Below are 26,336 nucleotides of genomic sequence, written 5' to 3' on the forward strand. Positions count from 1 at the left end.
ATCTGAGACCCACGACGACGGTCGCGTGCTGCCACTTTGACCTATGACGTCGCGGCTGGTCCGATGAGCGGGTGACCAGCTCTGGCCCGTCCTCGAGGGCCGACTCCCCCGGCCCGGTCGACGACGCCCACGACATGCTCGTCCTGGGTCCCGGCCCGGGCCCGCGTCGTCCCGTCCGCGACTCGCGGCCGGCCCCCATCCTCGTCGAGGCCTCTCTGGCGGCCGTCGTCGTCCTGCTGCTGTGGCCCGTGACAGGTCGGGCGCAGCGGCTGGCGCTCGTGCGTGACCTGGACGTCTTCGGGTGCGTCGTGCTCGGTTCGGCGATCGCTGCGGGTCTGCTCGCCGGCTGGCTGCACACGAGGCTGTCCGGTGGGCGGCACGGGAGGACGGGGGTGGGCGCGGTCGCGGCCGTGGTGGCCGCGACGGCCTGCTCCGGCTCGACCCTGAGTGCCGTGGCCGGCTGGGTGCCCCTCGCCGTCGTCGGCGCGGTCTCGGTGGCGACGGCTGTCGCCGCGGTGCGCCTGCCGCAGCCGCGACGCGTGGCTCCGGCGGTGGTGTCCGTGGCGGGCATGGTGCTGCTGGGGGTCGCGGCGGGGCAGACGGTGGTGCAGGCGCGGCCGGACTCACCGGCCCCCGTCGCACCGACTGCCGAGGACGCGCCCGAGGGCGCGCCGACGCCCCCTCCGACCGACCCACCAGGACCGACCCTGGGAGACCTGTGCCACCCGGACGAGCTGACTCTCGACTCCTCGGTCCCGGTGCCCGCCATGAGCGATGCCGTGGCCACCCTCACGGTCACCAACAGCGGTGGACGGTCCTGCCGGGTGGAGGGCTTCCCGACGGTCACCATCATCGGGCAGGTGGAGCAGGCCGACCTGGGCCTGCAGGTCCGGGTCTCCCAGGTCGACCCGGCCGGCGGTGACCCGGTCGAGGTCGACCCGGTGCAGCTGGCCCCGGGCGACGCGGCGACGACGCAGGTGTGGTGGCCGACCTGGGGTGCGGCCGCCGACCGGGAGAGCCCGCAGCAGCTGCGGATCGGGGTCGGCGGCAGCACCGAGGTGCTGGACCTGCCGCCGGAACGGCGTTGGGACGTCGTGCAGAGCGCCGAGGCCTGGGTCGGGCCCTGGCGCCCCGCGGAAGGGGCCTGAGCCGGCATGGACCTCATCCGTCACTGCTCCTACGTCCTGGCCGTCGTCGAGGAGGGCACCTTCACCGACGCCGCCATCAGCCTGGGGATCACCCAGCCGCCGCTGAGCCAGGGCGTCCGACGGCTCGAGGACCGCTGGGGTGTGCGGCTGCTCGACCGCAGCGCCCGAGGGGTCGCTCTCACCGCGGAGGGCCGTCGACTCCTCCCGGTGATGCGGGCCCTCGTCGCCGACGCGCACGCCTTGGACCGACGGGCCCAGGAGCTCGGACGAGCCCCCGGTGACGTCGTCGTCGGAGTCGACCCCGCCCTGTCGGGTCTGACCGAGGCCGTGCTGGCTCGTCTCGCCGGGGACGCGTCCGGGCCGGTCCGCCCACGGCCCGGACGCCCCGAGGCCCTCGTCGACGCGGTCCGCTCCGGTGAGATCGACCTCGCGCTGGTGCGCCACCCCTGCCTGACCGACGGGGTGCTGGCCGGACTCCCGCGGCCCGTGCGGACCGCCCTGGTGAGTCCGACCGGTCGACGGGGTCCCGAGTCCCTCTCGGTCCCCCGGGGTCTGGCGCTCGTCCTGCGGCCCCGTGACGAGGCACCGGCCGCCCACGACCTGCTGTGGAACGAGTGCGTGCGGGCCGGGCACGACGGGCCCCTGGTGGAGTCGGAGCACGGGCCCCTGCCGTGGGTCGCGGCGGGGACCGGGTGGAGCCTGCTGCCCTGGGCCGCCGTGCACTCGCTGCCCGGCTCCGTCGCCGTGCGCGAGGCCCCGCGCCGACTCTGGCTGCGGGCGGTCGTGGTGGCTCGCGAGCCCGACGTCGCGCGGGACGCCGACACGGTCCTGGCCGAGATCGCCGGGGACGTCGGCCGTGGCTGAGCCGGAGGAGCAGATCGCCGATCTGCTCCGGGACGCCGGCGCGCGGGGGTGGGTGCACGCCATACCCGTGGCCGACGCCTCTCTCGGCCGTGGCATCGGCCGGCACGAGGTGTCCCACCGGGCCGACGAACCGGTCCCGATGGCCTCGCTCTACAAGGTGCTGCTCGCCGTCGCCTGGGCCCGGCTCGTGGACGCCGGCGACCTCGACCCGCGCGCCCCGCAGGTCGTGGCGGCCTCCGACCGGACCCCTGGCCCCACCGGCCTGTCGAGCCTCGAGGACGAGGTGGTGGTCTCCCAGCGCGACCTGGTCACACTCATGCTCACCGTCTCGGACAACGCCGCGGCGGACGTGCTGCTCCACCTCGTCGGCCTGGATCGGCTGCGAGCGGTCGCTGCCGATGCCGGCCTCGAGGCCACCACCGTGCACGGCGGCACGGGGCACCATCAACGGCTGCTCCTCGAGGAGGTCGGGGCACCAGGCTTCCCGGAGGCGCTACGACTGCTCGGGGAGCGTCCGGGCCAGGACGCGACCGCCGTCTACGACCCCGCCCTGAGCTCGACGACAACCGCGCGGGACATGACGCGTCTCCTCACGAAGCTGTGGCGTGACGAGCTCACGACGCCGGAGCGGGGGGCGTGGCTGCGGCGGGCGATGGCCCGCCAGGCGTTCCGTCACCGGCTGGCGTCGGGGTTCCCGCACGACGACGTCGAGGTCGCCAGCCGCACCGGCTCGTTGCTCGCGCTGCGGCACGAGGCCGGTGTCGTCAGCTTCCCCGGAGAGGAACCGATCGCCGTCGCCGTCCTCACCCATGCGCTCAACCCGGCCCAGCACCTGCCGGACGTCGACCGGGTCATCGGGACCATCGGCAGGGTGGCTGTCACGCCGCTGCGGCGCCTCGCGCCGGTCGGCGATATCCGCAGCGACTGACCCGGCGGGGTGTCGGCACTTTGAGGTATGTCGTGTGCGCCTGCTTGTCTGGGGACATGACTTCCCCGAGGACTCCCCGCAGGTTCGCGGTGGCGACATCCGTGGGCCTCGCCGTCCTGGGCGTGGTGGGCCTGGCGGCGTGCGACAGCGGCCCGGAAGGGTCGCCGTCACAGGTCGCCGAGGCCGTCGCCGACGCCCTGGAGGCCGGTGACCTGAGCGGTCTGCCGGTGGTGGACGGGACGCCCGAGACGTCCCAGCAGCAGCTCGAGCAGGCGTATGCCGGCCTGGGCGAGGCGCCCTTGTCGGTCGAGGTCGTCGAGGTCGAGCCGGCCGACGACGCGATGCGGAGCACGGCCCGGCTGCGTCTGACCTTCGACCTCCCCGGCGAGGGATCCGAACTGGTCCGTGAGGTGCCGATGCGCATGCGGGTCTCGGAGGACGTCTGGTCGGTGGCGTGGGAGCACGCCCTGCTGGGGGTCCCCCTGGGGCAGCGGCTGGAGGTGGAGCAGGTCCGCGAGCCACGGGCCGACATCGTCGACCGGGACGGGGACCCGCTGGCCACCCGCCGTCCCGTCTGGAGGATCGGGATCGACAAGACCCGCCTCGCCGCAGAGCAGGCCACCACGGCGTCCCGCGACCTCGCCGAGGCTGCCGGGCTGGACGAGGACGCCTACAGCGACCGCGTGACGTCGGCCGGCCCCGAGGCGTTCGTCGAGCTCATCACCTATCGGCAGGACGACCCCGACGGTCAGGAGCTGGCGGCGGCCACCGAGGACATACCCGGCGCGACGGCGATCGAGGACGAGCAGGTGCTGGGCCCTACCCGGACCTTCGCGCAGCCGTTGCTCGGGACGGTGGGGCCGGTGACCGCCGAGCTGCTCGAGCAGGAGCCCGAGCGCTACGAGGCCGGTGACGTCGTGGGCCTCACGGGGCTGCAGGCCGCGTTCGACGACCAGCTGCGGGGGCAGCCGTCGACCCGCGTGGTGGCGGTGGACGAGGACACGGGCAGCTCGACCCCGGTGATGGAGCAGGAGGCCGAGGCGGGCGAGGAGCTGCGCCTCACCCTGAGCGGTCCGCTGCAGCGGGAGGCCGAGGCGGCGCTCGCGGAGGTCGGGCCACCGAGTGCCATCGTGGCGTTGGACCACTCGACGGGTGACCTGCTGGCCGTCGCGAACGGGCCCGGGTCGCAGGGCGCCTCCACGGCGCTCGCCGGGCAGTACGCCCCCGGGTCGACCTTCAAGGTCGCCTCGACGCTGGGCCTGCTGCGCCAGGGCTTCACGCCGGGATCGGAGGTGACGTGCGCCGAGACACTGACGGTCGACGGGTACCGGTTCACCAACGTCCCCGGTTACCCCACGTCCGCCCTCGGACCCATCAGCCTGACGACCGCGCTCGCCAACTCGTGCAACACCGCCCTCATCGACCAGCGGGACGAGGTGCCGATGACGGCGCTGGCAGGAGCGGCAGCGGACCTCGGGCTGGGGGCCGTCTGGGACATGCCGGTCACCGCCTTCTCCGGCTCCGTCCCGGACGCGGCGCAGAGCGACACCGAGCACGCCGCCAGCCTCATCGGCCAGGGGCGGGTGCTCGTCTCCCCCATCGCCATGGCCGCGTTCGCCGGCACGGTCGCGCGGGGCGAGCCGGTGGTCCCGCGCATCGTGGCGCAGCAACAGGTGCCGTCGCCCACGGGCGGCATCCAGCCCTCCGAGGCCCGAGCGCTGCAGGAGATGATGCGGGCGGTCGTCACCGAGGGAGGCGCCAGCATCCTGGCGGACAACCCAGGGCCGCCGATCATCGCCAAGACCGGCACGGCGGAGTTCGGGACCCAGGACCCCCTCCAGACGCACGTCTGGATGATCGCCGTCCAGGGGGACCTGGCGGTGGCGGTCTTCGTCGAGGAGGGCGAGCTCGGCTCCACCACGGCGGGGCCGATCATGGACGCCTTCCTCACCGAGGCTCACGGGCTGCTCCCGTAGGGCAGCACGGTGCCACGCTGGTGCGTGCTCGACGAACCACCCTCCCACTCAGGACGTGTGAGGGGCGAGATCAGACGTCCGGACGCGATGCCTGGGCCCAGAGGTTACTCACTGGACGGTGACGGCTCTGTCCCCTCTCCGGGCGTCAGGCCGCGGATCGCCGGTCACCCTTGCAGCAGCGACTGCGCCCCGTCGACCCACACCTCGGTGCCGCTGATGTGGCCGGCTGCGTCCGAGGCGAGGAAGGCCACCAGCTCGGCCACCTGCTGCGCCGAGCCGGGGGTCCCCGCGGTGAGCGGGATCTCCCCCTGCGGGAACTCGACCGGGATCTTGACGTCCTCGTTCGCGGCCGTCGTGTTGTCGTCGATCTCGGTGTCGATCGCCCCGGGGCACACCACGTTGAGGCGGATCTTGCGCGGCCCGAGCTCGACGGCCAGCATCTTGGTCAGGGCGACCTGGCCCGCCTTGCTCGCGGCGTATGCCGTGGCACCGGAGTTGGAGAACATCCGCGTGCCGTTGACCGACGAGACGACCACGACCGAGCCGCCACCCTCGGCCAGGTGCGGCACCGCGTGCTTGATGGTGAGGAAGGTCCCGGTCAGGTTGATGTCGATCGTGGACCGGAAGTCCTCCAGCTCGAGGTCCTCGATGCCGGCCCACGTGCCGTTGACCCCGGCGTTGGCGACGACGACGTCGAGCCCGCCGAAGCGCTCCACGGTCTCCGAGACCATCCGACGCGCATCGTCCTCGTCACTGACGTCGCCGGTGACCACCAGGGCCTGGGCGCCCGCGGCCTCGAGGTCGGCCGCGACCTCCTCCAGCTCCTCCCGGGTGCGACTGACCAGGGTGACGTCCGCTCCCTGCGCGGCCAGCGCCCGTGCGCTCGCCTCACCGATGCCCGACCCCGCACCGGTGACCAGCGCGACCTTGCCCTTCAGCATGCTGTGCTCCTCTCCTGCCGTCGCTCGTGATGGGACGGCCCAACCCAACCTACGAGGTAGGCCAGTGATCGGCAGCATGCGCAGCCAGTTCCGATCCGGCGCTCGACCCGGTGGCGCGGACGTCGGCCCGAGAGCGAGGCCCGACCGTGCGCACACTGTTGTCACGTCTCTGCGTCAGCCCACCTGCAGGGCACCCCCCACGGGCATGAAGGCAGTAGGGCCAGGCGCTTGCCACCGCCACGTTCACAGGGGTTGACGGGTTTCCGGAGCCTGGTGAGCCGAGCCCACAGTCCCGTGCCTGGCGAGCAGCACGGCCGCGAGGAGCCACAGCACCCAGCCCAGCGCCTCAATGCGCCAGTCGACACCGCCTGAGTCGGCGACCGACTGCAGCAGGAAGACACGCACGCTGTTGATCGCCCCATGAACGAGCACGGCGGGCCACACCGACCCAGAGACGAGTCGCAGGGCCACCAGGAAAGGCGCCCATGAGGCGATCCCCAGCAGATAAGCGGCAGACTCGGCCGAGATCGGGTCGGGCAGGAACGTGAGTGCTGGAAGGTGCCAGAGCGTCCAGGCCCCTGCCGAGATGACTGCGGCTGCCGGGAACCCGAGGTGTCGGGTCCGGCTGAGCAGCCATCCGCGCCAACCGGTCTCCTCGCCGACGGCGAATGTTGCCTGCAGCACCAGGAGGGGTAGGACGACGGACGCGGCGGTCAGGATCTCGGCGGTTGGCCGTGGGCGCCACCCGAGGAGCAGCCCCGAGACCAGCTGCACGGCCCCGATCACCATCAGGATGCCCACACCCAGGGCCGCCCAGCGGCCGGAACGGTTCCAACGAAGTGCCAGCAGGTCGCGGGCCCGGCCGGGGCGCAGCACCCGAAGGAAGACGAGTGCGGCGACCAGGGGCGTGAGCTGGGCAACTGGGACGAGTGCCGGGGCCACGTCGGCGTCGATGAACCCCAGCATGGCCGGGGCGATCACGAGCCAGCACAGCCCGCTGGCCAGGACGACGTAGCCGGCGATCTCACGCCAGGACGGAAAGGGGGCGGCCGGTCGGTCGCGTTCCGTGGGGGTGTTGAAGGTCTGGTTGCCGTGTTTCTCCATGGTGCATCTCCTCGGTGCAGCGAAAGCGGGAAGGTGGTGCGAGCGAATCTCCGATGTCTCGGGACAGCGGTTCACTGGCCGCCAACGTCAGACGTGCTGCTGAGGCCGAGCCCGGACGGGGACCCGGGAGGGCTAGGGAGTCAGGAACAGCATCAGGACGAGGACGAAGAGGAACAGGCTCTGCCCGCTGTGGGTGATGATGCCGACGAGGGCGCTCTGGTATCGGCGAGACGGTAGTGACAGGAGGAACGTGTCGATGAGGGCGATCGGGATCACCCAGGGGACGTGCAGGTGATAGATCGCGAAGAGGACACCGTTGGCGATCCAGTCCCTCGATCCGAAGACGCCTCTCATCCGGGGCAAGAGGTACCCCCTGAAGAGCAGCTCCTCACCCAGGACGGTGTTGAAGGCGAAGAAGGCCAGCAGAACCCCCAGCCACAGCCAAGAGCCGGAGACCGTTGCCTGTCCGTCAGGGGAACCGAGAAAGTCACCGAAGTCGCGCCCCGGGGCAGGGGCGATCTCGAACGGAAGGAATTCCACGAGAGCAAACGCGATGACGACGATCGGGACGACGAGCCACGTTCGTCCACCGCGTCGGCCCGTGCGCGGGTCACGAGGAGCACGCAGCCAGAGCACGTCCCGAACAACGGACCACCTCAAGGTTCGCTGTTCCTTGAAGACGAGGAGCAGGACCAGCACGAACTGCCAGACCATGCCCGCAGTGAGCAGCACGATGAGGGACTTCGCGAGGGCGAGAGGCGAGTCCCACCCTGATGCGAGCAGAGGCGCGAGCACCCACGCCAACCCGGCCATGGGCACAGCGGCCGCTGCCCAGACTCGTATCACCCCGGGGAGGGTGAGTTGAGGGATCGGGTTCTCGGCTGGGATGTCATGTTCGGCGCCGCCTTGGACCGACGCGGGCGGAATGAGGGATGTCATGACCTGCTGCTCTCCGCCGGCAGCACAGCGAGCCGGGTAGTCATGCCTGTTGCGGCGCGGGGCGCCCCTCGGGGACGGGGGTCGAAGGTGATGCGGTGCGGCGTGGCCAGGTCCAGGCGGAGCGAAGGATGAAGGCGAGAACGACGACTTCCAGTGCGACGCCGAGGACGTAGAAGTACATCCAGGGCTCGCCTATCTCCCCCACCGCGTTGAACGCCGCGAAGGGGATCTGTAGCGCGGCCACGACCAGGTTCGTGATGCGGTTGGCCCGGGCGGGCAGGGTCATCGAGAGGACGACCATGAGGATGGGTATGGCCAGGAGGGTCAAGGCCGAGATGGCCCAGGTGGGGGTGATGTCGAGCTCCCAGACGACCCCGGCCAGGATGCCGTCGACGACGCCGGGCTTGTAGAGGGCCAGAATGTCCACGTAGACGTAGAGGAACATGAAGCTGGTCCAGGCTGCGGCGAGTTTGGCCTGCACGGGGATCGGTGGGGTATCGAGCTGGTCCGGGGTGTTCGTTCGGTTGGTCATCGGTTCTTCTCCGAGGAAGAGGGGTCCTTCAGCCGCAGTGACGTCAGGTCCGAGGGTGGAAAGGGCACGAGGTGTCGTTCTTGTCGTCGAGGTCCTCAGATGGTGACCACGACCTTTCCCCGGGTGTGGCCGACCCCGACGTAGCGGAGGGCGTCGGCTGCTTCGTGGAGGGGATAGGTGCGGTCGATGACCGGTGTGACCTGCCCAGTCAGGAGGAGGTCGGCCAGGGTGAGCAGGTCCTTGGGCTTCTCGACCGATGCGAAAGGCTTCAGTCGCTGACGGGTGAACCCGGACAGCACGCGCGCTCTGACGATCCGGCCGAGCGGCCCGAGCCAGCGGCCACCGCGTCCGCTGTTGGGAATGAGGGTGCCGGCAGGCGTCAGCGCTCTGCGGACAGCTGCCAGGGGCTGGGACTCCACGTTGTCGAGGATGACGTCGTAGCCGTTGTCGACGCGGGTGAAGTCGGTCCTGGTGTAGTCCACGACGTGGTCGGCACCCAGGGAGCGGACCAGGTCGACGTTGCGGCTACTGCATACACCGGTCACCTCCGCGCCGAGCGCCTTGGCGATCTGCACGGCGAAGGAGCCCACCCCGCCCGACGCTCCCGTGATCAGCACGGTCTGGCCAGGTCGAACCTTCGCGATGTCCCGCATCGCCTGCAACGCCGTCAAGCCCGACGTGGGGACTGCAGCCGCCTCCACGACCGAGGTGCCGGCAGGCACGGGCACGACGTGGTCCGCCGGGACGCAGACGTACTCCGCCAGCGTTCCCGCCGTGCTCCAGCCGAACACCTCGTCGCCGGGGCGCACAGCAGTGACCTCCTTCCCGACCGCTGCCACCACGCCGGCGAGATCACGGCCCGGGATCCCGTGGCGCGGCCGGCGGAGCCCGAACACGAGGCGCAGCACATACGGCTTCCCGGTCATGACGAAGTAGTCACCGAGATGCACCGAGGCCGCACCCACCTGGACGAGCACATCGCGCGCGCCGGGCAACGGCACGTCGACCTCGATCGTCGCGAGCACCGAGGAGAGGCCGTAGCGCTGCTGCGCGACGGCCCGCATCATTGCCGGTCTGTCCAGCGGCGCCTGGGGGGCTGGATCATCCGATGGCTGCGCGGCTTTCACCAACATCTCCTCACGTCCTAAGGTCGACTCTTGAGTGGCTCGTACGGCGTACGAACCGCCGTACGTCGTACTATCGACGTACGCTGTACGATTGTCAAGAGGGTTGAGGAAGGGAGGTCACCCGTGTCTCTGGGGAACGAACGTCAGTCCGCATCGGAGACGGGCCTGAACAGGCATCGGGTCGTGGTCGAGGCCGTCCGGCTCGCCGACCGCGACGGGGTCCACGGGCTGAGTATGCGCCGGCTGGCAGGCGCGCTCGACGTGGGTGCGATGTCGCTCTACCACTACGTGGCAAACAAGGAACAGCTGCTGGACGCCATGATCGATGTCGTCTTCGAGGAGATCGAACTTCCTCCCCGGGAGAGTGACTGGCGGACGGCGATGCGACAGCGGGCGGTGTCGGCCCGGCAGGTTCTCGCCCGCCACCCGTGGGCGACCGTCCTGATGGAGTCGCGGACGACGCCGGGGCCCGCGAACCTCCGCCACCGCGAGGCAGTCACCGCCTGCCTGCGCAGGTCCGGCTTCACAGTCCCGATGGCGACGCACGCCAACTGGGTGCTCGACAGCTACGTCTACGGGTATGCCTTGCAGGAAACCACCCTCCCGTTCGACACCGCCGGCGAGCTCGCGGACATGGTCGAGGACGTCTACCTGCCCCAGCTCCCTCCGGACCAGTTCCCCTACCTTCACGAGTCCGCCGCGACCCTTGCCACCGCCGGCTACGACCCAGCAGAGGAGTTCATCTTCGGCCTCGACCTCATCCTCTCGGCGCTCGAGCCCTTGAGAACCTCAGCGTAGCCACGCTCGGGACCATCCCTGGACGAGGAGATGTCCCGACGCCTGTTCGAGCGTCAAACGCTGCCCCTGGGCGGACCCCGGGGGAAGCGGTTCGCGATGCCGCGCTCCGTGGTGCTGCTGCACCAGGGGTCGGCCGGCATCGGGGTGGCAGGGCGATGGACATCGCTATCCAGGCCGACGACCTGCGGAATACCCGGGACACCGTCCTGTGACTCATCGCCGGGGACACCGGTATGGACATGGCCACCGTGGAACGCGACTCGCGTCGGGACCGTTGGTTCAGCGCGCAGGAGGCGATCGACTACGAGTTCGCCAAGACTGAGCCCCGCTGAGTGGTGGGCTTTGAGGTGATGCTCGTTGCCTACCGGTCGCCTTCTTGGAGGGCGACGGTTTCAGTATCGCTGGTGGGGTAGAGCTTGGCCATGGAGCCTTCGGAGAGGTAGCGGCGGTCGTCGACCTGCCACTCGTCGTGGGTGTCTGCCAGGACGGCGCCGATGAGGCGGATGACGGCGGCCTCGTTGGGGAAGATTCCGACGACGCGGGAGCGGCGTTTGATCTCCTTGTTGAGCCGCTCAAGGGGGTTGGTGGACCAGATCTTGCGCCAGTGCTCCCGTGGGAACACGGCGAAGGCGAGGACCTCGGCCTTGGCGGCGTCCATGAGCGGGGCGGTCTTGGGGTACCGGCCGGCGAGGTCGTCGCGGACCTTGTCCCACTGCCGGGCCATGGAGGCCAGGTCGGGCTGGGCGAAGATGGTCCGGAAGACCGCGGCGACCATCTCTGTCTCGGCCTTGGGTACGTGCGCGAGGACGTTGCGGATGAAGTGGACCCGGCAGCGTTGGTGGGCCGAGCCCTGGAACACCCGCCTCAGCGCGGCGACCAGGCCGGCGTGCTGGTCGGAGATCACCAGCTGCACACCGGACAGCCCACGCTTGCGCAAGCCGGTCAGGAACGCGCGCCAGAAGACCTCGTCCTCGCTGTCGCCGACGTCCAGGCCCAGGATCTCCCGGCGGCCGTGCTCGGTGACACCGGTCGCGATCACGACGGCCTTGGACACCACCATCGCGGCCTCGGTGCGCACGTGCAGGTAGGTCGCGTCGAGGTAGACGTAGGGGAAGCGGGCGTGGTCCAGGCGGCGGGTGCGGAACGCCCCCACGGACTCATCCAGGCCGGCGCAGATCCGCGACACCTCGGACTTGGAGATCCCGGTCCCGCCCAGGGCGACCACGAGGTCGTCGACCGAGCGGGTCGAGACACCGTGGACGTAGGCCTCCATCACCACCGCGTACAGCGCCTGGTCGATCCGCCGACGCGGTTCCAAGATGCTGGGGAAGAAGCTGCCCTGGCGCAGCTTAGGCAGCGCGACCGTGACGTCGCCGCCCTTGGTCGTCAACAGCTTCGGGCGGGTCCCGTTGCGCTCGGTCACCCGCCCGGGCGTGCGTTCGTAGCGGGCGGCGCCGATGGCTTCGGTGGCCTCGGCCTCGATCAGCTCCTGCAGGACCATGCGCACGGACTCGCGCACCAGATCTACGCCGTCACCGGTGCGAAGTGCGTCCAGCAGGTCGGACACGGCAGACTGGGAAAGGGTCATCGGTGAGATCTCCTCTGGTGAGTACTTGGCGGTACACACCGAGCATCTCGCCGATGACCTCCCTACGTCAGGGAGCCACACCCACTCCCCAAACCCCACCACTCCGCGGGACTCTTACTTCGCCAACGCGATCATCGCCCAGCTCATCCAGCTGGAGTCCGCAACCCAGACCAGCCGGTCCAGCTCTTGCATCAACTCCCCAGGCGGCTCGATCCCCGCGATGCTGGCGATCTACGACGCCATGCAGTTCGTGAGGGCGGCGACCCACACCACTCGCGTTGGACTCGAACCCTCAACCACCTGTTTACAAGACTCCCAGCCACAACGCCCTGACCTGCACAAACAGCCGGGAAAGGGCCTTCGGGCCGTTTCGTGCAGCATACGTGCATCATGGCTGGCGTCTCCCGGCTCCCCTTGGCCGCTCCACCGCCGGTCTGCCGCCGGTCTGCCGCCGGTCTGCCGAGGGGGAGAGTCGCACGCCCCACAGCCAAGGCGACATAGCGGACAGCGGTCGAGCTTGTCCGTCACTCTTGACTCCCCTACCAATCTAGGCCGCTCGCCCTCCCCCGCCGTCGAGGTCGGCGGCCGTCGCGACTTCGCGAGGTCGAATGGCCAGCTGGAGTCGGCGGTCGATACATCACCCTCATGCCGATGAGCGGTCGATGGAAGCGCAGCAGCACCGGAGCGGCACGATCCGACGTGTCCTCCCAGGACCTCTTGAGAGCGCTACTGTTTCGAGCATGACTGTGCTCGACTCTACGACTGCGCTGTATGCAGCCCTCAAGTTCGTGCCCGAGGGCGGAAGGATGACTGTCTACACGCGAGACTCAAGGCGCGCGAGGACTAACGTCGTCGCGGAACTACGCAAAGAACCGGGTGGCGGATGGGATGACTGGCAAGTTCTTAGGCGGCCGGAGACCGCCGACGCATCGCTACTTCCTGACACCTGGCCCGAAGAGAACCCTGCCATCATTTCGTGCCGCACACTTGCTGACTCTCTCGCGGAGAACCCTGACCTGTGGGCGGAAGTGGAGGACTGACTGAAAGCTGGACGATTAGCATCGCGATGAGTCACGTCCGATAGACCCAGGGCCGAATACTGGGCGGCGAGCGAAACATTCCTGACCGCCGAACGTACCGAGCAGGTACGTCTCACGACCTCTGCCTTCCGCTTGGCTCGGCCGATCCGGCGGCTGACCATCCAGATCAATTCCCTAGAGCAGGGCGGCATTAGGGGCTCTTCGTAGTTGAGCGGGGCGCCCGGTAGGTGATCGGGCTCGTGGCCCCGACATGCTGTTGGTCTCTCACCACCGACAGCGACGAGGCCACGAGCATGGACGACGGTACGGCAGTACTTCTGGGTCTGGAGGACGAGTTCACCGTCCTGCTGATCGAGCGGATCGACCCGGGGCGGGTCAAGGCGCTCATCGAGGTCAGGGCGAGCGAGGGTGCCTGCCCGGGGTGCGGGGTCCTGACCAGCAGGGTCAAGGACCGTCTGATCGTGGCGGTGAAGGACCTGAAGGTCAGCGGTCAGATCCTGGATCTGTGGTGGCGCAAGCGGCGCCTGGTCTGTCAGCAGACTGGGTGCCAGCGGGCGACGTTCACCCAGCAGTCCACCCAGATCCCGGCCCGAGCCAGGCTCAGCGCCCGGTTGCGCGCCGAGCTCGCTGCAGCGATCGCCCGGTCGAACCGGGCGGTGTCCGACGTCGCCGCCGAGCACGGCGTGTCCTGGCACACCGCGCACAGGCGCTCATCGCCGCGGCGACCGCATGGTTCCCCGAACCGGAGCCGACCCGGGTGCTGGGCATCGACGAGACCCGCGCCAGGTCCGTGCGGTGGGTCCTGGAAGAGGCCGGGTGGAGAAGGTCCAACCCGTGGATGACCTCCTTCGTCAACGCCGACACCAGCGCCCCGGGCGCGTTGCTGGGCCTGGTCCCGGGCAGGTCGGGGGCCTGCGTCGTCGACTGGCTCGGTGAGCAGTCCCAGGCGTTCCGCGAGGGCATCGAGCTGGTCGTCATCGACCCTTCGGCGCCGTACGCCTCCGGTGTGCGGGCCGCGCTACCGCACGCGCGGGTCGCGGTCGACAAGTGGCACCTGGTGGCACTGGCCAACCAGATGGTCACCGAGGTCCGCCAACGCGTTACCCGGGAACGTCTGGGCCGGCGAGGCACCACCGCCGAGGCGACCTGGGCCCACCGGCAGCTGCTGCTCACCGGGTACGAACACCTCTCGACCAAGCAGGTCGCGCGCCTGCAGACCACCTTGGCGGCCGAGGACACCACCAACGAGATTGGCGCCGCGCACGCCGTCAAGGAACGCCTCAGGCTGCTCCTGGACGCCAGCGACCCGCCCGTCATCCGGGCCCGGCTGTTCGACTTCTACAACGCCGCGGCGGACTCCCACATGACCGAGACCACCCGTCTGGCCACCACGGTCCAGACCTGGTGGCCGGCCATCCTCACCGCGCTCACCGAGAACGTCACGAACGCCCGCACCGAGGGCTTCAACCGGATCATCAAGGACACCAAGAGAGTCGGCTGCGGGTACCGCAACATGGAGAACTACCGACGACGCATACTGGCCCACATCACCCTCACCCGAGGGCACAGGTCAGCAGCATGAACAGCCCCGCCCCGCTCAACTACGAAGAGCCGCATTAGGATGGATAGCGCGGGATTTGACCTACAATTGCCTCCGCTTCAGCGAGCAGTCCAGAACCCTCACTTGAACACACTTCCCCATCGCGTCCTGTTTGCGGGCTAGAGACTCTAGGGCCGCCCGCACTGTTTCAAGGTCACCATGCCTAGCAGACTTCCTGCGGCGCGAATCGTCCGACGTCCATGACTCGGGATCAAACCATGCAACGATATAGATTCCGTGGTCGATTTGGTAGTCAAGCATGTACCGCTGCACCAGCTGATCGACAAGCGAATCAATCAAGCCCTCGTTCCAGATACCCTTTACTTCTCCGGGAACGCGGAGGGAGCGGCCTGGATCGTCATTCCCGAGGGGCGGCATCGCTTCTATACGAAGGTCCGTGCGCTCGGGCAGGCCAGTCGGTTTGTTACGACGCACTTGAACTTCGCGATTTACAACGGCGCCGCTCGCGTTGAGGCGTTGCTCCAGCTCGATGGCTAAATAGTCTGAGATTTCTTCTTCCGACTTCGGTCGCTTGGCATGCGTGTCCCACAACAAATGAGAGGCAGGCGTGTCGGCTTGCAGGCGCGCTTGAATCTCATCCAGTGCTCGCATCGTGACAGCCAACAAGTCTGCGTCTGTCCGCACTAACCGCGCGCGTCTACTACCGGCCAGTTGACCAATCGCCTCAGGAGTGAGCGGTTCCCATGCGTGCTCGCGGAGCCGCCGACGTGCCTCCGAGACGACGCGCGATAGCCAAGGTTGATCCGATCGAACTTGAGCAATCCGTTCTACCGCACTCACCGCCTCCTGTGTTCCGAGCCTAGAAAGGGTGCCCAACAAAGAATCTCGCCATGTCGCAACGGCTTCGCGCGGGCCAACAACGTGCACCTGCTCGAAGTCAGGGTCCTCCTCCGGCGGGAAGCGTTCCGTTAACCACAGGTACAGATCAGCCACCTCTTGGGGGTCGAGCTCCGGCGCACGGCGATCGAATGCTTGAGCCGCCCGCAAGAGCGCCTGTTCCATGAGTTGCGGTTCCTTATCCAACAGGGAACGCAGGACAGGCCATGAGTCGCGCGCATCACCTCGGAGCAGGCGGTACGCGGCATCCATCGCACGCTCAGGTGTCTCCTTCCGTTGTTCCGGCTCCAACCACGAGCGAAGCAGCGGAGCCAGGAGGCCAGGGTGCCTCTCTATGAGGAAGTCGAGCAAGGTGTCTCTCGCCGCCGCTGCCATGGGGCGACCGAGCCGATCCACCAACTCGGTTGCAATGACTTCAGAGTCGAGCGCCTCCATTTCCACGCGCAAAAAGATCTGCTGATCGTTTGCAATGCAATGGTCTATCACTGCAAGGGCATACGCGTGGAGTTCTGCTGCTGCATGCTGGCGAGCTATCTCGAGAAGCCGACGCTTATCCTCTGCGCTCGCTCCATTTAAAGTCGCGGTCCAATCTATTAGCACGGGCGCCCATTCACGCCAGACCGCAGGGGCCAGCGTGTCCAAAGACTGGGGCGCTAGGCGCAACAAGAGTACAAAAGCTCTATAAGCAGCTTGGGCCGGATAAGATACCTTGTCTAGGTTGAACCAGAGTTCGGATCGACACTTACCATTCCGCAAATAGATAGGCGCAGCCGTTACGAAGTCTCGCTGCGTGGAGGGAGGCAGGGTGTCCCAGCGAGGATGCCGGGTCAGGTCTGGCTGGTACTCGTCCATGAAGGCGGTTGTGCCCGGTCTGACGGTTACGAGGCGCGCTGAGTACCAAAACTTCTCATAGTCACCCGACGCCGCTTGCGCGATGTCCGTGGCGATGCGCGGGTTGATCCACTCGTCCCGCCCTTCCTCTTGTCTGCGAGAGAGCATGCGGCGCTCCAGCGCCACGTATCTCTGCCACTGCTCGCGCGATCGCACTGCTTCATCGGAGTCCAGGGGGAGGACATTTTTCCAGCCGCCAAGGAGTGACGCTGCCGGATCCTCGTCGTTCAGCTGTAGGACTACTTCCCTGTGGGTGGCCAGTGAGGGATTGACAAGGTGCTGTGCCGCTCTTCCCGCGTTTGTACGGGTGAGGCCCTCGCTCTCGTTGTATCGAGCAATCAACCAAGCGAGGTCTTCCTCGCGCACCAAGCCACCTTCCGCACCCCCCGGAAACAGAACGGCGCGCTGCAACTGGTCCTCAGATGCTTGTTCAAGCAACAAGAGCAATATGGTTCGGCGTTGTTGATCATCGATTTGGAGGCTCTCGTCGTCATCAGATCCGCCGAGTGGTGGCCGGTATTCATCAAGACGCTTCATCACCACCCGCAAAAGAAGCCGCCGGGCCACGTCTTTGTCCACGTTGTTAATGCACAGTCGCATTATCGATTTGACAAGAGTTGACAGGCGGCTATCGTCCAACCTGGACATGTCATCAAGAAGCCACTTAGCTGCTAGCTCGAGGTCAGCGTCCTCTAATCCTGATGCGAAGTGGTCCACGAACACCGAGTAGAGGCCGTAGTAGTTCCTGGGATGGGCTGGCGATAGGATACGAAAGACTTCTTCGGTGGAGATTGCGTGGGGCCAGGAGGCCATCAGTGCGGCTGCCTCAAGCTCTCGGTGCTCCAGGCCCTTGGCACTCGTAGAATGGAGCCCGACAAGCGTCACGAGATCATGGCTAGGCGCTCCAGTCCCAAGATCATGTATCGCCATAGCGGCTGACGAACGCAGGCGTGTGTCCGCGGCTTCATTGAGAGCCAGCGTGGTGAGATCGGGCAGTGCGCCTTGGAGGGAACAATGTCGCGCTATACGGATCGCGACCCTGCACGCCTCGCCTTGCCCCCGTTGGAGGGCTGGGCTAAGTTGCTCGACGAGCCCTGCATGCTGAAGCCCCGAATACTCCGACTCGAAGTCGTCGAAGATCTCCCCCCGCTCCGCATCCGCGAGAAGTGCGCCCACGACCTCCTCGCGCACGGTTTCGTCGGGTATGTCTACGGCTGACAAGAAGGCCTGAGGATCGGACTTCACGAAGTCGCGAAACTCGTTCGGCTTCATGGCGACCAACCATGCCGCGACCTGACGCACGCGAGGGTATAGACGGCCATCATTGGCGACAAAGAGTGATTGCACCTGGTCATGCTCCAATCCCTCGTCGATCGCCCAGCGAGCAGCGAGAAAATCGGCGAAAGTGGCGTGGGACCATGTTAGGAGTCCTTCGCCGGCACCGGTGAAGAGACCAGATCGTAGGGTTTCTTGGACATCATCGGACGTAATGTCGGGGCTTCCAGTGTCACTGTAAGGCAGGCAATCGTCGAGCGTTAAGGCATCTGTGCCAGCCTCGGCGACAGGGCCCGTCCAGACGCTTGGGCGACCGGCGAAAAGTGAAATCGCGGCGATGCGTTGCGCCGCCTTCAGGCGACGTGCCACAGCACCCGGCGACCCAATACCTCGTCGGCGATCCAGATTCAACTCGTCAACTAAGCCCCTAAGGCCGCGATCGTACAAGTCCTTTCCGGTTTCTGGTATCGATCCATCGGGTCCTATGCTCGACTGTATGAGGTTCAGGGTCAAGGGACGCGCGGCTAGCGGCACAACGCGGGCGCGTTCGATCGCTTGGAGGACCTCATCCGGCTCAAGTCCGGCAGTGCGCAATAGCAGGGCCGCGTCGGATCGTCGAAGGGGCAGGAGCTCGTGTGGCGCCACATCGCCAAATTGGTCAGATAGAGCGCCATCCAGATTCCGTGGCCAATCGGCGGTTCGGCACGCAATGCGGAGATATAGTTTGGCCGTGTCCCAGATGTTCAAGTAGTGGATCAGGATGCGATCCAGGGTCGGGATCCGGCTTAGCGCCTCGTCGAAACTGTCCAGGGTGATGCACAGGGCACCTGTCTCGCTCTGCCACTCTGTAATGACCCTGTTCTCGAACACGCCGCTGACGAGCCGCTCTTCACTGCCGTAAAGGCCCAGGTCGACATGCATATTCACAAGATCGGACAAATCTGGCCGCAGAGCCGCTCCACCCCGTAGGGCGCTGGTCTTTCCCATTCCGGGTTCACCAAGCAGGATCAGGCACCTACTATCCGCGAGAGCTGGGGTGGCAACCGCGTCAGGATTTGGGTTCCATAAACCACCGACGTCGGGGTCGGTCAGCCACCCCGACTGAGTCAACGAGTATGTCCTGCCCTCTGGCAGCCAGAATCGCTCAAGATTCACGATTCTACCGTTATCCACAGTGGCCCCTCCCTGACGCAACGTTGCCCAGCCTCCAAAGAGAGTACAGCCTGAGCTCTTGTGGGGTCTCCAGATCACCGATCCGCGTTTCGCCCGAAACGCCGGTGGGGCGGCCGGCGGTGGAGGCTCACGGGAAGCCCGCCCTTGCTGACCGACCGAGGCTACGTGAGCTGTCACGCGGTGACCCGTGGGCAGCTTCTGAGCACAGAACCTCGGGTTGCGGGTGAATCGCGCACAAGCGTAGGAGCGATACCGTTCCGCAGCTGAACGGCGTGAACAGCCTGCTCAGATTCGGTCTGCGTCAGCTGTGGGTGGTGGCGCGGTCGAGACGAGGCAAGTGGGGCTCCGCGAGGGGCATCTCGACGGGGATCAGCCTCCATGTCGCGTGCATCACCTGAGGACTGCCGGCCCGGACTCCGAGCCGGCCTGCGGGAGCGCACGTGTTCCGCCGCACAACGTGCGCACGCTCCCTTCCTGTAAGGAAGTCGTCTGGCCTGAGTCCGTCACCGCCGCTCCAGGCAGCGGTCGTGACGGTCCCCGCCGCAGCGGCCCCGAGCACACGACTCAACGCGATGGTCGCTGAGCCGTTGAACAACCCCTTGATCAGGGCTTGCTCTGGACTGTTGACACCTAGAGAAGACTACAACTACTCTTAGTGTTGTGCAGGCGGACCGGCCAGGGACGCCACAGAAACTGAGGAGAAGACATGAAGCTCACCATCGACACTGAGGTGGACACCTTCGATGCCGCCCTTGCGGCGATCCAGGTTGCCTACGGCCAGACGACTGTCACCGGCGGCGGTGGCACCGAAAAGGGCGAGGAGAACGACGGCTACCTTCCCGGCAACTGGACGCGCCCGCGCCTGCGCAAGCTTGTGGAGTGGCTCGACGACTCCGACGCTGCTCTCGCGCTGCGCTTCATCGCGGAGAACGCCCCGGCCGTGGGGATCGAGACTGTCTTTGAGCACATGGCGCAGAAGACCGGCAACGAGAACTTCGATGGCAAGGCGATGGGTGGCCGCATGTCGGCCATCGGCTTCGCTCGCAACCACATCGGGGGCGGCGTCAAGGCCGTCTATGAGACGGACTACGCCTCCCGGAAGTACCGGATGGACAAGAACCTCGCCGCGGCGATCCTCGAGGAGATGGACGCCGCCGAGGTGGCGTGAGCAGCCGAGACCGTCGAAAGGAGGTGGGCACCGCTCGGGTGCCCACCTCCCCTGCGTCTGGGTACTGACTCGACCACCCGCGAGGTGGGATTCGCTATGGCAGTTTCGCATAGTCCTCCGGGTCGCGTTCACTTCGCGCAGCTTGGTCCACAGTCCAGGATTCGTTGGGATACCCCGGTTCGGCTCTTGCGCCGGCCTCGAGGAACATCGAATGAAACGCCAGCGGTACGAGCGTGACCGTCAACGAGAAGGCCCGCGTTCGTAGTGGTGCGCGGACGTCGTCATCCGACGCGCTAGGTCGAGCGACCATGACCTGATTCCCACCGCGACTCCTTCTCGACATCCGACTTTGCCGCTGGTGGAGCGCTTCGATGCTCGACTTGCGCGACGTTGTCATCACGTAATGGCGCTCCGGTGAACGAGGCTGTCGAGACCCTTGATGGTGATGGCCAGGCTGCCGAGTCCGCCGAGCACGGCCTGCGCGAGCTGGTGGTCCGCGTACCAGAGCAGTACGCCGGTCACCACGCCGACCACGACTCCCGCCATCAGTATGACCAGGGTGCGCAGTTCGAGTAGCGCCTTCGGAGGAATGGGGTTTAACGGGTCGGTGCTCGTCTCAGTTGCCACGGGTCGGGTCCTTTTCCGTTTGTTTGCGATCGAAGCCGGACGCTCAGTTTGCTCAGCTGTGCCGAGCGCCATCTGAAGCGCTTCCGTCTTCTAAGTGTCCACATGGGTCTGACACTGCTGGCGCCGAATTCGCCTGGCCTCTGGGTCGCAGTCTCAGACACGGGAACACTTGTTGGCGCTTTGTGACTGCATAGACACGTTGTCCTGATGGCTCAGTTCCGTGCCGAGGCCAGCGTCGCAGCGCGCGGATCTTGTCTCCTCCGCGCACCATGGTCTCGATGAACTCCTTGATGTCGGGGTAGTCCACGCCCAAGACGACTTGGCCGCGCGATGGATTGTGTCGGGCAACGCCTGGCCGCGGTCGTGGGTCGGACCGAACGAGCGGCCGGTCAGCGCCCCAGGCAGTTCCCCGGTCAGGCCGACCCGCTCTGCCAGCAGGCCCACACCGACCTCGTCCGTATGGGCCGAGATGCCGGCACGATCAGCAGTGACGGACAACTTTGACGGGCCTCGCTCGCAGCGCCCAATTCCTAGCGGCCCCCATGCCACCTCACCAAGACATAAGCGCGCGCATCTGCCGCGGGCAGTGCGGTTCCTGTATCGCCTTGTCAGCAATCATCCAGTGCGGCGATGGCCTGCACGCGTCGACAACTGACGGAACCGTAGACCCCCTTTCGTGGACCGCTCCTGGGGCCTGCTACGCCTCGCGCATCCCGACCGTGAGGAGGACCACGGAGTCGTCAACCGCCTCGAGCGCATGGCGAGAGTCGGGGATGGGAATGAGATCACCGGGGGAGCCGTTCCACCGGTCCTGTCCTGCCACCAGAGTGATACGCCCGTGCAGCACCTGAAGGGTGGCCTCGCCTGGGCTCTCATGCTCGTCGAGGCTGCTACCTGCCCGGAGGGCGATCAGGGTCTGTCGGAGCACGTTCTCGTGACCGCCGTAGATTGTGTGGGCGCTACGCCCGCTGGACGCGGTCGAGGCGGTCTCGAGGTGCTGCTGTACGAGCTCTGTCAGTGACTCTTTGGGCATCGGTTCTCCTCATCAGTGAGTGAACACTCTGGATCACACGCCTGCGGGTCTGGCTGGTGCTGTCTAGGCTAGCCAACAATCCTCACGGACACGTCCGGGTCTGCGCCGCCACCACCCGCCGCATCTGCCTGACCAGCGGACGCACACAACTGCGCATGGAGTGTGCACGCACGCCGGTCCCGCATGAGAACCAGACGCGCGCCTCTGCCGCGGTTCGCAAGTAGCCGGCAGGCCTGGCTCCCGTACCGTGTCAGGCATCATGAGCGTGTCTCTTCCCGATCGCGGGGCGTTGCGGTGATGCAGCTGTCGAAGCGGCAAGTCGCGTCCCTGCGACGAGTCTGGAGTGACCTGACGCTCGAACTCGACGTTGGAGACATTCTGGAGACGGATGACGCTGCTTGCCGGGATGGCCTTGATTCCTGGCTCGCCGGGGTCATCAGCAGCGATGGTCGAGTGGACGACTCTGCGCTGGAGAACCTGCTCGACCTCGAACGCGGCACCGCCGGCGACAGCAAGGCGGCTGCATATCTCGCACGAGTGACCGCCGTTGTCATGCCTCATCGAGACGCACAACTGCGTCGAGCCCCACTTGAAGCAGTGGTCAAAGAACACTGCTGCCAGCGGGGGTACCGTCTAAGCAACCGCATGCCGGACCGCCCGGGAGACATGGCGTGGACCATCGAGGTGCCCAGCCGTGAAGGCCAGGTCGATCTCGCTATCAGGGGGGACCTTTTCGAACTGACCTTCCCCGGTGGCTACCTATGGATCGAATTCGCGTACGAACCCGAGGACGAGCGGGGAGCCCTTGACGAGCAACTACGCATCTTGGACGCCTACGCCGACCCGGCGACGACGATCGTCACGATTACCGTGCTCTGCGCCGGCCAAGGACCGAACTACACCTCAGCGATGGCACAAAAATGTGGCGTGGCAAACGCAGTTTCGGAGGAGCAAGCCGCCCACGAGCCTGAACCATCCGACTCTGCCGCCAGGCGGGCGTCCGTGGTGGCGGTTCAGATGTTGACGTTGAGCGGGGTGACGTCGTCCAGCGGGTGTGAAACGACGCGGTCGTCGGCTTCGGCGATGCCAACGCCGCGCACGTTCTCATCCTCGTGGAGGATGCCGTCGTCCAGTCCGAGCACGACGAGGGGTCGACCGTCGAAGAGGATGTCGATGTAGGCCGACTTGGCCTCCACCCAGCGATCCTCTTCGTCTGTCCCGACGAGCACCCGGAGGTCCTCGGCTGCTGCGTCCGGTTCCCAGCCGGGCACGATGACCACGTGACCGCCCATGACGGGAGTGGCCAGGGCGTGTCCGTCGGTCAGGTCCTCGACGGGGATGAGCGTGAATTTGTCTCCGCGACGTAGCTCCAGCGCCGTAGGTTGCGCCGTGACCAGGAGCTGGGCGGTGCCGACTTCGAGCGTGCGGTTGGTCTCCTGCACGAACCTCATCAGGTCGCGTTCTTCACCCTCTAACTGGTAGCGGATGACCGGTGGTCCGGTGACCAGCGTGGAGTCGGCCGCCAGGACGGCCGTCTGCGTCCCCAGCTGGGCCTGCGCGAGGACCGTGGTCTGCGACGTCACGGTCGGCTTCGATCCCCCTTCAGGCAGGACGCCGACGCTGGTGGCGGTGGTGACGTCCTGGCCGATCCATCCGCTCAAGCCTGCACCGGCGACGAGCCGCTCGACGTGGGCCGGACCGGTGGGGTGCCGTAGGTCGATCGTGCCCCATGCCTGCCTCGGCTGGTCCAGCATGACCAGGGCGTTGACGTCGCCCGCGACCAGGACGGTGCTGTGCAGCGGCGCCCCGCTGGCAGCGTGAGCGGCATCATCGGTGAACCAGTAAAGCTCCTCCAGCTCACCGTTGCCCCCCGGGACGATCTCGGCTGCCCTGTACTGCAGCTGGGCCCCATCGATCTCGACGGTGCCGCCCTGGCTGGCGTAGACGCCCGGCGCCCACAGCGGGGCCTCGCCGCGGCTTCCAGGAGGCGACTGCCATACCGCCACGCTCAGACCTTCGACGGTGAACACCATCACGTCACCAGGGCCGTCCTGCGCGGTGACCGGGTCCAGCTGTGTCCCGTCTCGTGTTAGGACCAGTTCCGGGAACGCGTCCCCCTCGTTGCTGCGCAGCTGTCCGGTCCAGGCAGTACGGTCGGCCTCGTGCACCGGGTTGGGCGAGTTGTCGAACAGCTCGACGTCCACTCCGTCCTGCCAGCTGACCGTCGCCGCCGGCACCGGGTCGCTCATCAGGTGGGTCGGCGCGAACGGGTTGATCGGTCCGCCGAGCCAGAGCGCACCGACGAGCGCCACCGCACCCACCCCGGTAGCGACCGACGCCTGGCGATGCCGCACCTTGCGGCGACCGGCGGCGATGACCGTGCCAGGATCGACAGCCATGGCTGGTGCGAGCTCATCGGCCCGGTCCAGCAGGTCGAGGGCTGAGTTGTCAAAATTCTCAGACATGGTTGCGTTCTCCTTCGGTCAGGGCGGCGCGCAGGGTGGCCAGCCCGCGGGAGGTCGAGCTCTTGACCGTGCCGGTCGAGACACCGAGCGTGTTGGCGGCGTCCTTCTCCGACAGGTCCAGGTAGTGCCGCAGGACCACGCACTCACGCTCGCGTCGTGGGAGCGCCTGCAGGAGACGGACGAGGTCAAGGGCCAGATCGACGCGGTCCCCGTGGCCCGGCGATAGGTCGGTTTCGGGCAACGTGTCGGTCGATACCTCCCGGCGGCGCTTGCGCCAGCGGTCGGTATGGAGATTGACCAGGATGCGTCGGGCGTAGGCCACAGGGTTGTCCACCCGCGCCCGCCGCCAGTGCGCGTAGACCCGCGCTAGCGACTCTTGCACCAGCTCCTCGGCGACGTGCGGGTCACCGCTGAGCATCCACGCCGAGGTGAGCAGACGCGGAGACACCACACGGACGAAGTCCGCAAACTCTTCCTCCGCGTCTCGCTTCATCTCACCTCGTCGTGTCCCTGTGCGTCGCCCCCGGCGGGCGCCTATCCCCTCAACGGGCCAGCACGCGCAAAGGTTGAGTCCCTCCCCAGTTACACCTCGGCAGGCTTCACTCAAGAGCGCAGGCACAGTCCCCACCGTGACCTAGCCCGACCCGGCCTCACCTCCCGGACGGGCCGACCTACGCAGGCTGCCCCGGTCAGGTACGTAGAAGGCTGGCGCCACAGCCATATCGCGATCTCGTGAACATCCTGTACTGCCGCGGGCCGTGCGAGCTGAAGCGTCCCGGGGAGCAACTCAGCGGGGTTGGTTGCGCGGGTGACTCCGAGCCTGGCGCTCGTTTCCCCGCCGGTAGTTGCCGGTGAGCCTAGCCATCAGGGTCTGAGGGTCCCCGGACACGACGTCTTCGAGAAAGGTCTGGGCGCGTCGGCCACGCAGCGTCGCCGCGTGACGCCCGTGATGGCTGATCACCACGTGTTCGCCCCGCACTGCGCAGTCGAAACCGTCCGGGCCGGGCATGCTGGGGAGCCTAGCCACGGCGCCGTCGCCCCGCCATCGGGTTTCCGCTCTTGCCGCTCCGAGGCGGCGACTCACATGAACTGTGCCGCATGGTGTTAGCATCTGACGCTTCTTCGAGCGGCGGAACCGTCACGGCCGCATGCCCCTGGCCCGGCAGTCCTTGCGACGAGGCCGCCACGGCCGGCACCACGGACAAGCGGGAAGTCACAGGCTCAGCCGAGCGACCGTCCGGACCCGGGGGTCGTCACTGCTCAGGCTGACTTCTCGTAGCGCCTCGCGCGCCGCAGGGTAGTCGGTCAATTCGCGGAGGGCTAACGTGGCGGCCAGCCGGACATCGGGGTGGTTGTCGTGCAACGCGTCGGCTAGGGCGGGGGCAGCCTCATGTGCGCCAGGTGCCCCGATGAAGCAGAGCACGTCGGCTGCGTGAGCGCGCACGCTGGGATCCTCCGCCGTCCTCAGGGCCGTGCCGATGGTCGGCACAGCTGGCGCTCCAAATTGGGACAGCGCGGTGGTCATCGCATCGCGCGCCGTCTGGTCCGTGTCGCCGAGCCGGTCGACCAAGATTGGGATGACCGAGGGGTCCGCGATTCGGGCGAGTGCCCACCGTGCCTTGTCGGCAACCCGAGTGTCAACATCGTCGATGAACCCCGCCACCACGCGAACAGTGTTGGGATCAGACAGCTTGCTGAGAAGGTGTAGTGCTTGCAGACGGGTGTTGACGTCGCCAACGGAAAGCACGGACGAAGCTGCGTCTGCGGCTGCCTCAGGGGTCCGCGTCAGAACCCAGGTCAAGGTTTCCCGGACGAAAAAGTCCGGTTCTTGCCACAGCAGCTCGGCGATGCGAGGCGCCAGATGCGGGTCGGCTCGCTGACCCAATGCGACAGCTGCGTGTTGACGCATGTCCTTGTCCGGATGCACCAGGGCGGCGAGAGCGGCAGGAGGGTCGTCGGCAAAAGATTTACGTGGCTCGTTCACGTGCTCGACGCTAAGACCTCACGATGCGTGAGGGTCAACCCGCTGGTACTCCCACCCACCCTCTGCGCCGCCCAGGAGCGATCTGCGGGTTTCCAGGGAGCCCAGCTCTACGACAGGCACATGCCGCCACCGGTGGTTCGCCGTCACGCGCACTGTTCTGCCGCTGCGAGTGTTCCTCGCAAGTCGGCGGGCAACATGCCGTATGCGACACCCAGGTCTTGGATCGATGAGTTCCCTGTGAAGCTCGTCAACGTTGCCTACGATGGGCCCATGTTCC

At 67.2% G+C, this 26,336-nt stretch carries 22 protein-coding genes and 1 pseudogene; 11 read left to right on the forward strand and 12 right to left on the reverse strand.

Features of this window, described 5'->3' with window-relative positions; genetic code table 11:
* Positions 1-71 precede the first annotated feature (71 nt).
* From FHD63_RS12285 to FHD63_RS12300, 4 genes are all read left to right on the forward strand, one after another.
* Complete coding sequence (locus FHD63_RS12285; RefSeq protein ID WP_139722286.1) at positions 72-1,148, forward strand: DUF4232 domain-containing protein; 1,077 nt, start codon at positions 72-74, stop codon at positions 1,146-1,148.
* Positions 1,149-1,154: 6 nt separating this feature from the next.
* On the forward strand, positions 1,155-2,012 hold the full coding sequence (locus tag FHD63_RS12290) for a LysR family transcriptional regulator (RefSeq protein ID WP_139722287.1): 858 nt from the start codon (positions 1,155-1,157) through the stop codon (positions 2,010-2,012).
* Positions 2,005-2,940 carry a serine hydrolase gene (locus FHD63_RS12295; protein WP_158296775.1) on the forward strand — a complete coding sequence of 312 codons (936 nt, stop codon included), beginning with the start codon at positions 2,005-2,007 and terminating at the stop codon, positions 2,938-2,940. Before FHD63_RS12290 ends, FHD63_RS12295 begins: the two co-directional genes overlap by 8 nt.
* 89 nt (positions 2,941-3,029) lie before the next feature.
* Complete coding sequence (locus tag FHD63_RS12300) at positions 3,030-4,916, forward strand: penicillin-binding transpeptidase domain-containing protein (RefSeq protein ID WP_238705652.1); 1,887 nt, start codon at positions 3,030-3,032, stop codon at positions 4,914-4,916.
* Between the two features lie 164 nt (positions 4,917-5,080).
* On the opposite strand, the gene FHD63_RS12305 is transcribed toward FHD63_RS12300, so the two are convergent.
* The 5 genes from FHD63_RS12305 to FHD63_RS12325 all read right to left on the reverse strand — a co-directional run bounded on the left by FHD63_RS12305 (position 5,081) and on the right by FHD63_RS12325 (position 9,559).
* Positions 5,081-5,857, reverse strand: coding sequence for an SDR family oxidoreductase (locus tag FHD63_RS12305; RefSeq protein WP_139722290.1), 777 nt, complete (start codon positions 5,855-5,857; stop codon positions 5,081-5,083).
* Positions 5,858-6,100: 243 nt separating this feature from the next.
* Positions 6,101-6,961: a CPBP family intramembrane glutamic endopeptidase gene (locus FHD63_RS12310; RefSeq protein WP_139722291.1), complete on the reverse strand. Its 861-nt coding sequence runs from the start codon at positions 6,959-6,961 to the stop codon at positions 6,101-6,103.
* Between the two features lie 132 nt (positions 6,962-7,093).
* Positions 7,094-7,900 (reverse strand): CPBP family intramembrane glutamic endopeptidase, encoded by an 807-nt coding sequence (locus tag FHD63_RS12315; protein ID WP_139722292.1) that lies wholly within the window; start codon positions 7,898-7,900, stop codon positions 7,094-7,096.
* A gap of 40 nt (positions 7,901-7,940) precedes the next feature.
* Complete coding sequence (locus tag FHD63_RS12320) at positions 7,941-8,432, reverse strand: DUF6326 family protein (RefSeq protein ID WP_139722293.1); 492 nt, start codon at positions 8,430-8,432, stop codon at positions 7,941-7,943.
* Positions 8,433-8,527: 95 nt separating this feature from the next.
* On the reverse strand, positions 8,528-9,559 hold the full coding sequence (locus FHD63_RS12325) for an NAD(P)-dependent alcohol dehydrogenase (RefSeq protein ID WP_238705653.1): 1,032 nt from the start codon (positions 9,557-9,559) through the stop codon (positions 8,528-8,530).
* A gap of 183 nt (positions 9,560-9,742) precedes the next feature.
* On the opposite strand from FHD63_RS12325, the gene FHD63_RS12330 reads away from it, so the two are divergent.
* The gene (locus FHD63_RS12330) at positions 9,743-10,357 is read left to right on the forward strand and encodes a TetR/AcrR family transcriptional regulator (RefSeq protein WP_238705654.1); all 615 of its coding nucleotides are present in this window, start codon (positions 9,743-9,745) and stop codon (positions 10,355-10,357) included.
* A 239-nt stretch (positions 10,358-10,596) separates the two neighbouring features.
* Positions 10,597-10,689, forward strand: coding sequence for a hypothetical protein (locus FHD63_RS16685; protein ID WP_238705655.1), 93 nt, complete (start codon positions 10,597-10,599; stop codon positions 10,687-10,689).
* A gap of 29 nt (positions 10,690-10,718) precedes the next feature.
* Here FHD63_RS16685 and FHD63_RS12340 read toward each other — a convergent pair whose 3' ends face one another.
* Positions 10,719-11,945: an IS256 family transposase gene (locus FHD63_RS12340; protein ID WP_139722295.1), complete on the reverse strand. Its 1,227-nt coding sequence runs from the start codon at positions 11,943-11,945 to the stop codon at positions 10,719-10,721.
* On the opposite strand from FHD63_RS12340, the gene FHD63_RS12345 reads away from it, so the two are divergent.
* The 4 genes and pseudogenes from FHD63_RS12345 to FHD63_RS15995 all read left to right on the forward strand — a co-directional run bounded on the left by FHD63_RS12345 (position 11,857) and on the right by FHD63_RS15995 (position 14,567).
* A complete protein-coding gene (locus FHD63_RS12345) occupies positions 11,857-12,600 on the forward strand; it encodes an ATP-dependent Clp protease proteolytic subunit (RefSeq protein WP_194150434.1) in 744 nt (247 codons plus the stop codon). The two genes, FHD63_RS12340 and FHD63_RS12345, sit on opposite strands and share 89 nt — an antisense overlap.
* 85 nt (positions 12,601-12,685) lie before the next feature.
* Positions 12,686-12,985: a hypothetical protein gene (locus tag FHD63_RS12350; RefSeq protein ID WP_139722296.1), complete on the forward strand. Its 300-nt coding sequence runs from the start codon at positions 12,686-12,688 to the stop codon at positions 12,983-12,985.
* A gap of 293 nt (positions 12,986-13,278) precedes the next feature.
* Positions 13,279-13,683 (forward strand): annotated as a pseudogene (locus FHD63_RS12355) (transposase family protein); the annotation flags it as partial.
* Positions 13,674-14,567 carry an ISL3 family transposase gene (locus FHD63_RS15995; protein ID WP_275100655.1) on the forward strand — a complete coding sequence of 298 codons (894 nt, stop codon included), beginning with the start codon at positions 13,674-13,676 and terminating at the stop codon, positions 14,565-14,567. The pseudogene FHD63_RS12355 and the gene FHD63_RS15995, both read left to right, overlap by 10 nt.
* A gap of 60 nt (positions 14,568-14,627) precedes the next feature.
* Here FHD63_RS15995 and FHD63_RS12360 read toward each other — a convergent pair whose 3' ends face one another.
* On the reverse strand, positions 14,628-18,530 hold the full coding sequence (locus FHD63_RS12360; RefSeq protein WP_139722298.1) for an NACHT domain-containing protein: 3,903 nt from the start codon (positions 18,528-18,530) through the stop codon (positions 14,628-14,630).
* A 958-nt stretch (positions 18,531-19,488) separates the two neighbouring features.
* Here FHD63_RS12360 and FHD63_RS12365 point away from each other — a divergent pair.
* Positions 19,489-19,950, forward strand: a complete 462-nt coding sequence (locus FHD63_RS12365) for a hypothetical protein (RefSeq protein ID WP_139722299.1) — start codon at positions 19,489-19,491, stop codon at positions 19,948-19,950.
* 396 nt (positions 19,951-20,346) lie between these two features.
* Here the strand turns inward: FHD63_RS12365 and FHD63_RS12370 are convergent, their stop codons facing one another.
* The 5 genes from FHD63_RS12370 to FHD63_RS12395 all read right to left on the reverse strand — a co-directional run bounded on the left by FHD63_RS12370 (position 20,347) and on the right by FHD63_RS12395 (position 26,059).
* Positions 20,347-20,577, reverse strand: coding sequence for a hypothetical protein (locus tag FHD63_RS12370; RefSeq protein ID WP_139722300.1), 231 nt, complete (start codon positions 20,575-20,577; stop codon positions 20,347-20,349).
* Positions 20,578-21,274: 697 nt separating this feature from the next.
* Positions 21,275-21,610, reverse strand: coding sequence for a cupin domain-containing protein (locus tag FHD63_RS12375; protein WP_139722301.1), 336 nt, complete (start codon positions 21,608-21,610; stop codon positions 21,275-21,277).
* A 1,013-nt stretch (positions 21,611-22,623) separates the two neighbouring features.
* Positions 22,624-24,075, reverse strand: coding sequence for a hypothetical protein (locus FHD63_RS12380; protein WP_139722302.1), 1,452 nt, complete (start codon positions 24,073-24,075; stop codon positions 22,624-22,626).
* Positions 24,068-24,568 (reverse strand): SigE family RNA polymerase sigma factor, encoded by a 501-nt coding sequence (locus FHD63_RS12385; protein ID WP_139722303.1) that lies wholly within the window; start codon positions 24,566-24,568, stop codon positions 24,068-24,070. Before FHD63_RS12385 ends, FHD63_RS12380 begins: the two co-directional genes overlap by 8 nt.
* A gap of 720 nt (positions 24,569-25,288) precedes the next feature.
* Positions 25,289-26,059, reverse strand: coding sequence for a HEAT repeat domain-containing protein (locus FHD63_RS12395; RefSeq protein ID WP_202978375.1), 771 nt, complete (start codon positions 26,057-26,059; stop codon positions 25,289-25,291).
* Positions 26,060-26,336: the final 277 nt, after the last annotated feature.

The sequence above is a fragment of the Serinicoccus chungangensis genome (assembly GCF_006337125.1).
In the GTDB taxonomy this organism is placed as follows: Bacteria; Actinomycetota; Actinomycetes; order Actinomycetales; family Dermatophilaceae; genus Ornithinicoccus; species Ornithinicoccus chungangensis.

Coding starts and splice junctions, on each gene's coding strand:
- FHD63_RS12375 (WP_139722301.1), bottom strand. CDS start 21,610: ATGCCCAAAGAGTCACTGACAGAGCTCGTACAGCAGCACCTCGAGACC.
- FHD63_RS12340 (WP_139722295.1), bottom strand. CDS start 11,945: ATGACCCTTTCCCAGTCTGCCGTGTCCGACCTGCTGGACGCACTTCGC.
- FHD63_RS12380 (WP_139722302.1), bottom strand. CDS start 24,075: ATGTCTGAGAATTTTGACAACTCAGCCCTCGACCTGCTGGACCGGGCC.
- FHD63_RS12385 (WP_139722303.1), bottom strand. CDS start 24,568: ATGAAGCGAGACGCGGAGGAAGAGTTTGCGGACTTCGTCCGTGTGGTG.
- FHD63_RS12345 (WP_194150434.1), top strand. CDS start 11,857: ATGCGCACGGACTCGCGCACCAGATCTACGCCGTCACCGGTGCGAAGT.
- FHD63_RS12290 (WP_139722287.1), top strand. CDS start 1,155: ATGGACCTCATCCGTCACTGCTCCTACGTCCTGGCCGTCGTCGAGGAG.
- FHD63_RS12365 (WP_139722299.1), top strand. CDS start 19,489: ATGAAGCTCACCATCGACACTGAGGTGGACACCTTCGATGCCGCCCTT.
- FHD63_RS12310 (WP_139722291.1), bottom strand. CDS start 6,961: ATGGAGAAACACGGCAACCAGACCTTCAACACCCCCACGGAACGCGAC.
- FHD63_RS12315 (WP_139722292.1), bottom strand. CDS start 7,900: ATGACATCCCTCATTCCGCCCGCGTCGGTCCAAGGCGGCGCCGAACAT.
- FHD63_RS12360 (WP_139722298.1), bottom strand. CDS start 18,530: ATGCATGTCGACCTGGGCCTTTACGGCAGTGAAGAGCGGCTCGTCAGC.
- FHD63_RS12305 (WP_139722290.1), bottom strand. CDS start 5,857: ATGCTGAAGGGCAAGGTCGCGCTGGTCACCGGTGCGGGGTCGGGCATC.
- FHD63_RS12350 (WP_139722296.1), top strand. CDS start 12,686: ATGACTGTGCTCGACTCTACGACTGCGCTGTATGCAGCCCTCAAGTTC.
- FHD63_RS12320 (WP_139722293.1), bottom strand. CDS start 8,432: ATGACCAACCGAACGAACACCCCGGACCAGCTCGATACCCCACCGATC.
- FHD63_RS16685 (WP_238705655.1), top strand. CDS start 10,597: ATGGCCACCGTGGAACGCGACTCGCGTCGGGACCGTTGGTTCAGCGCG.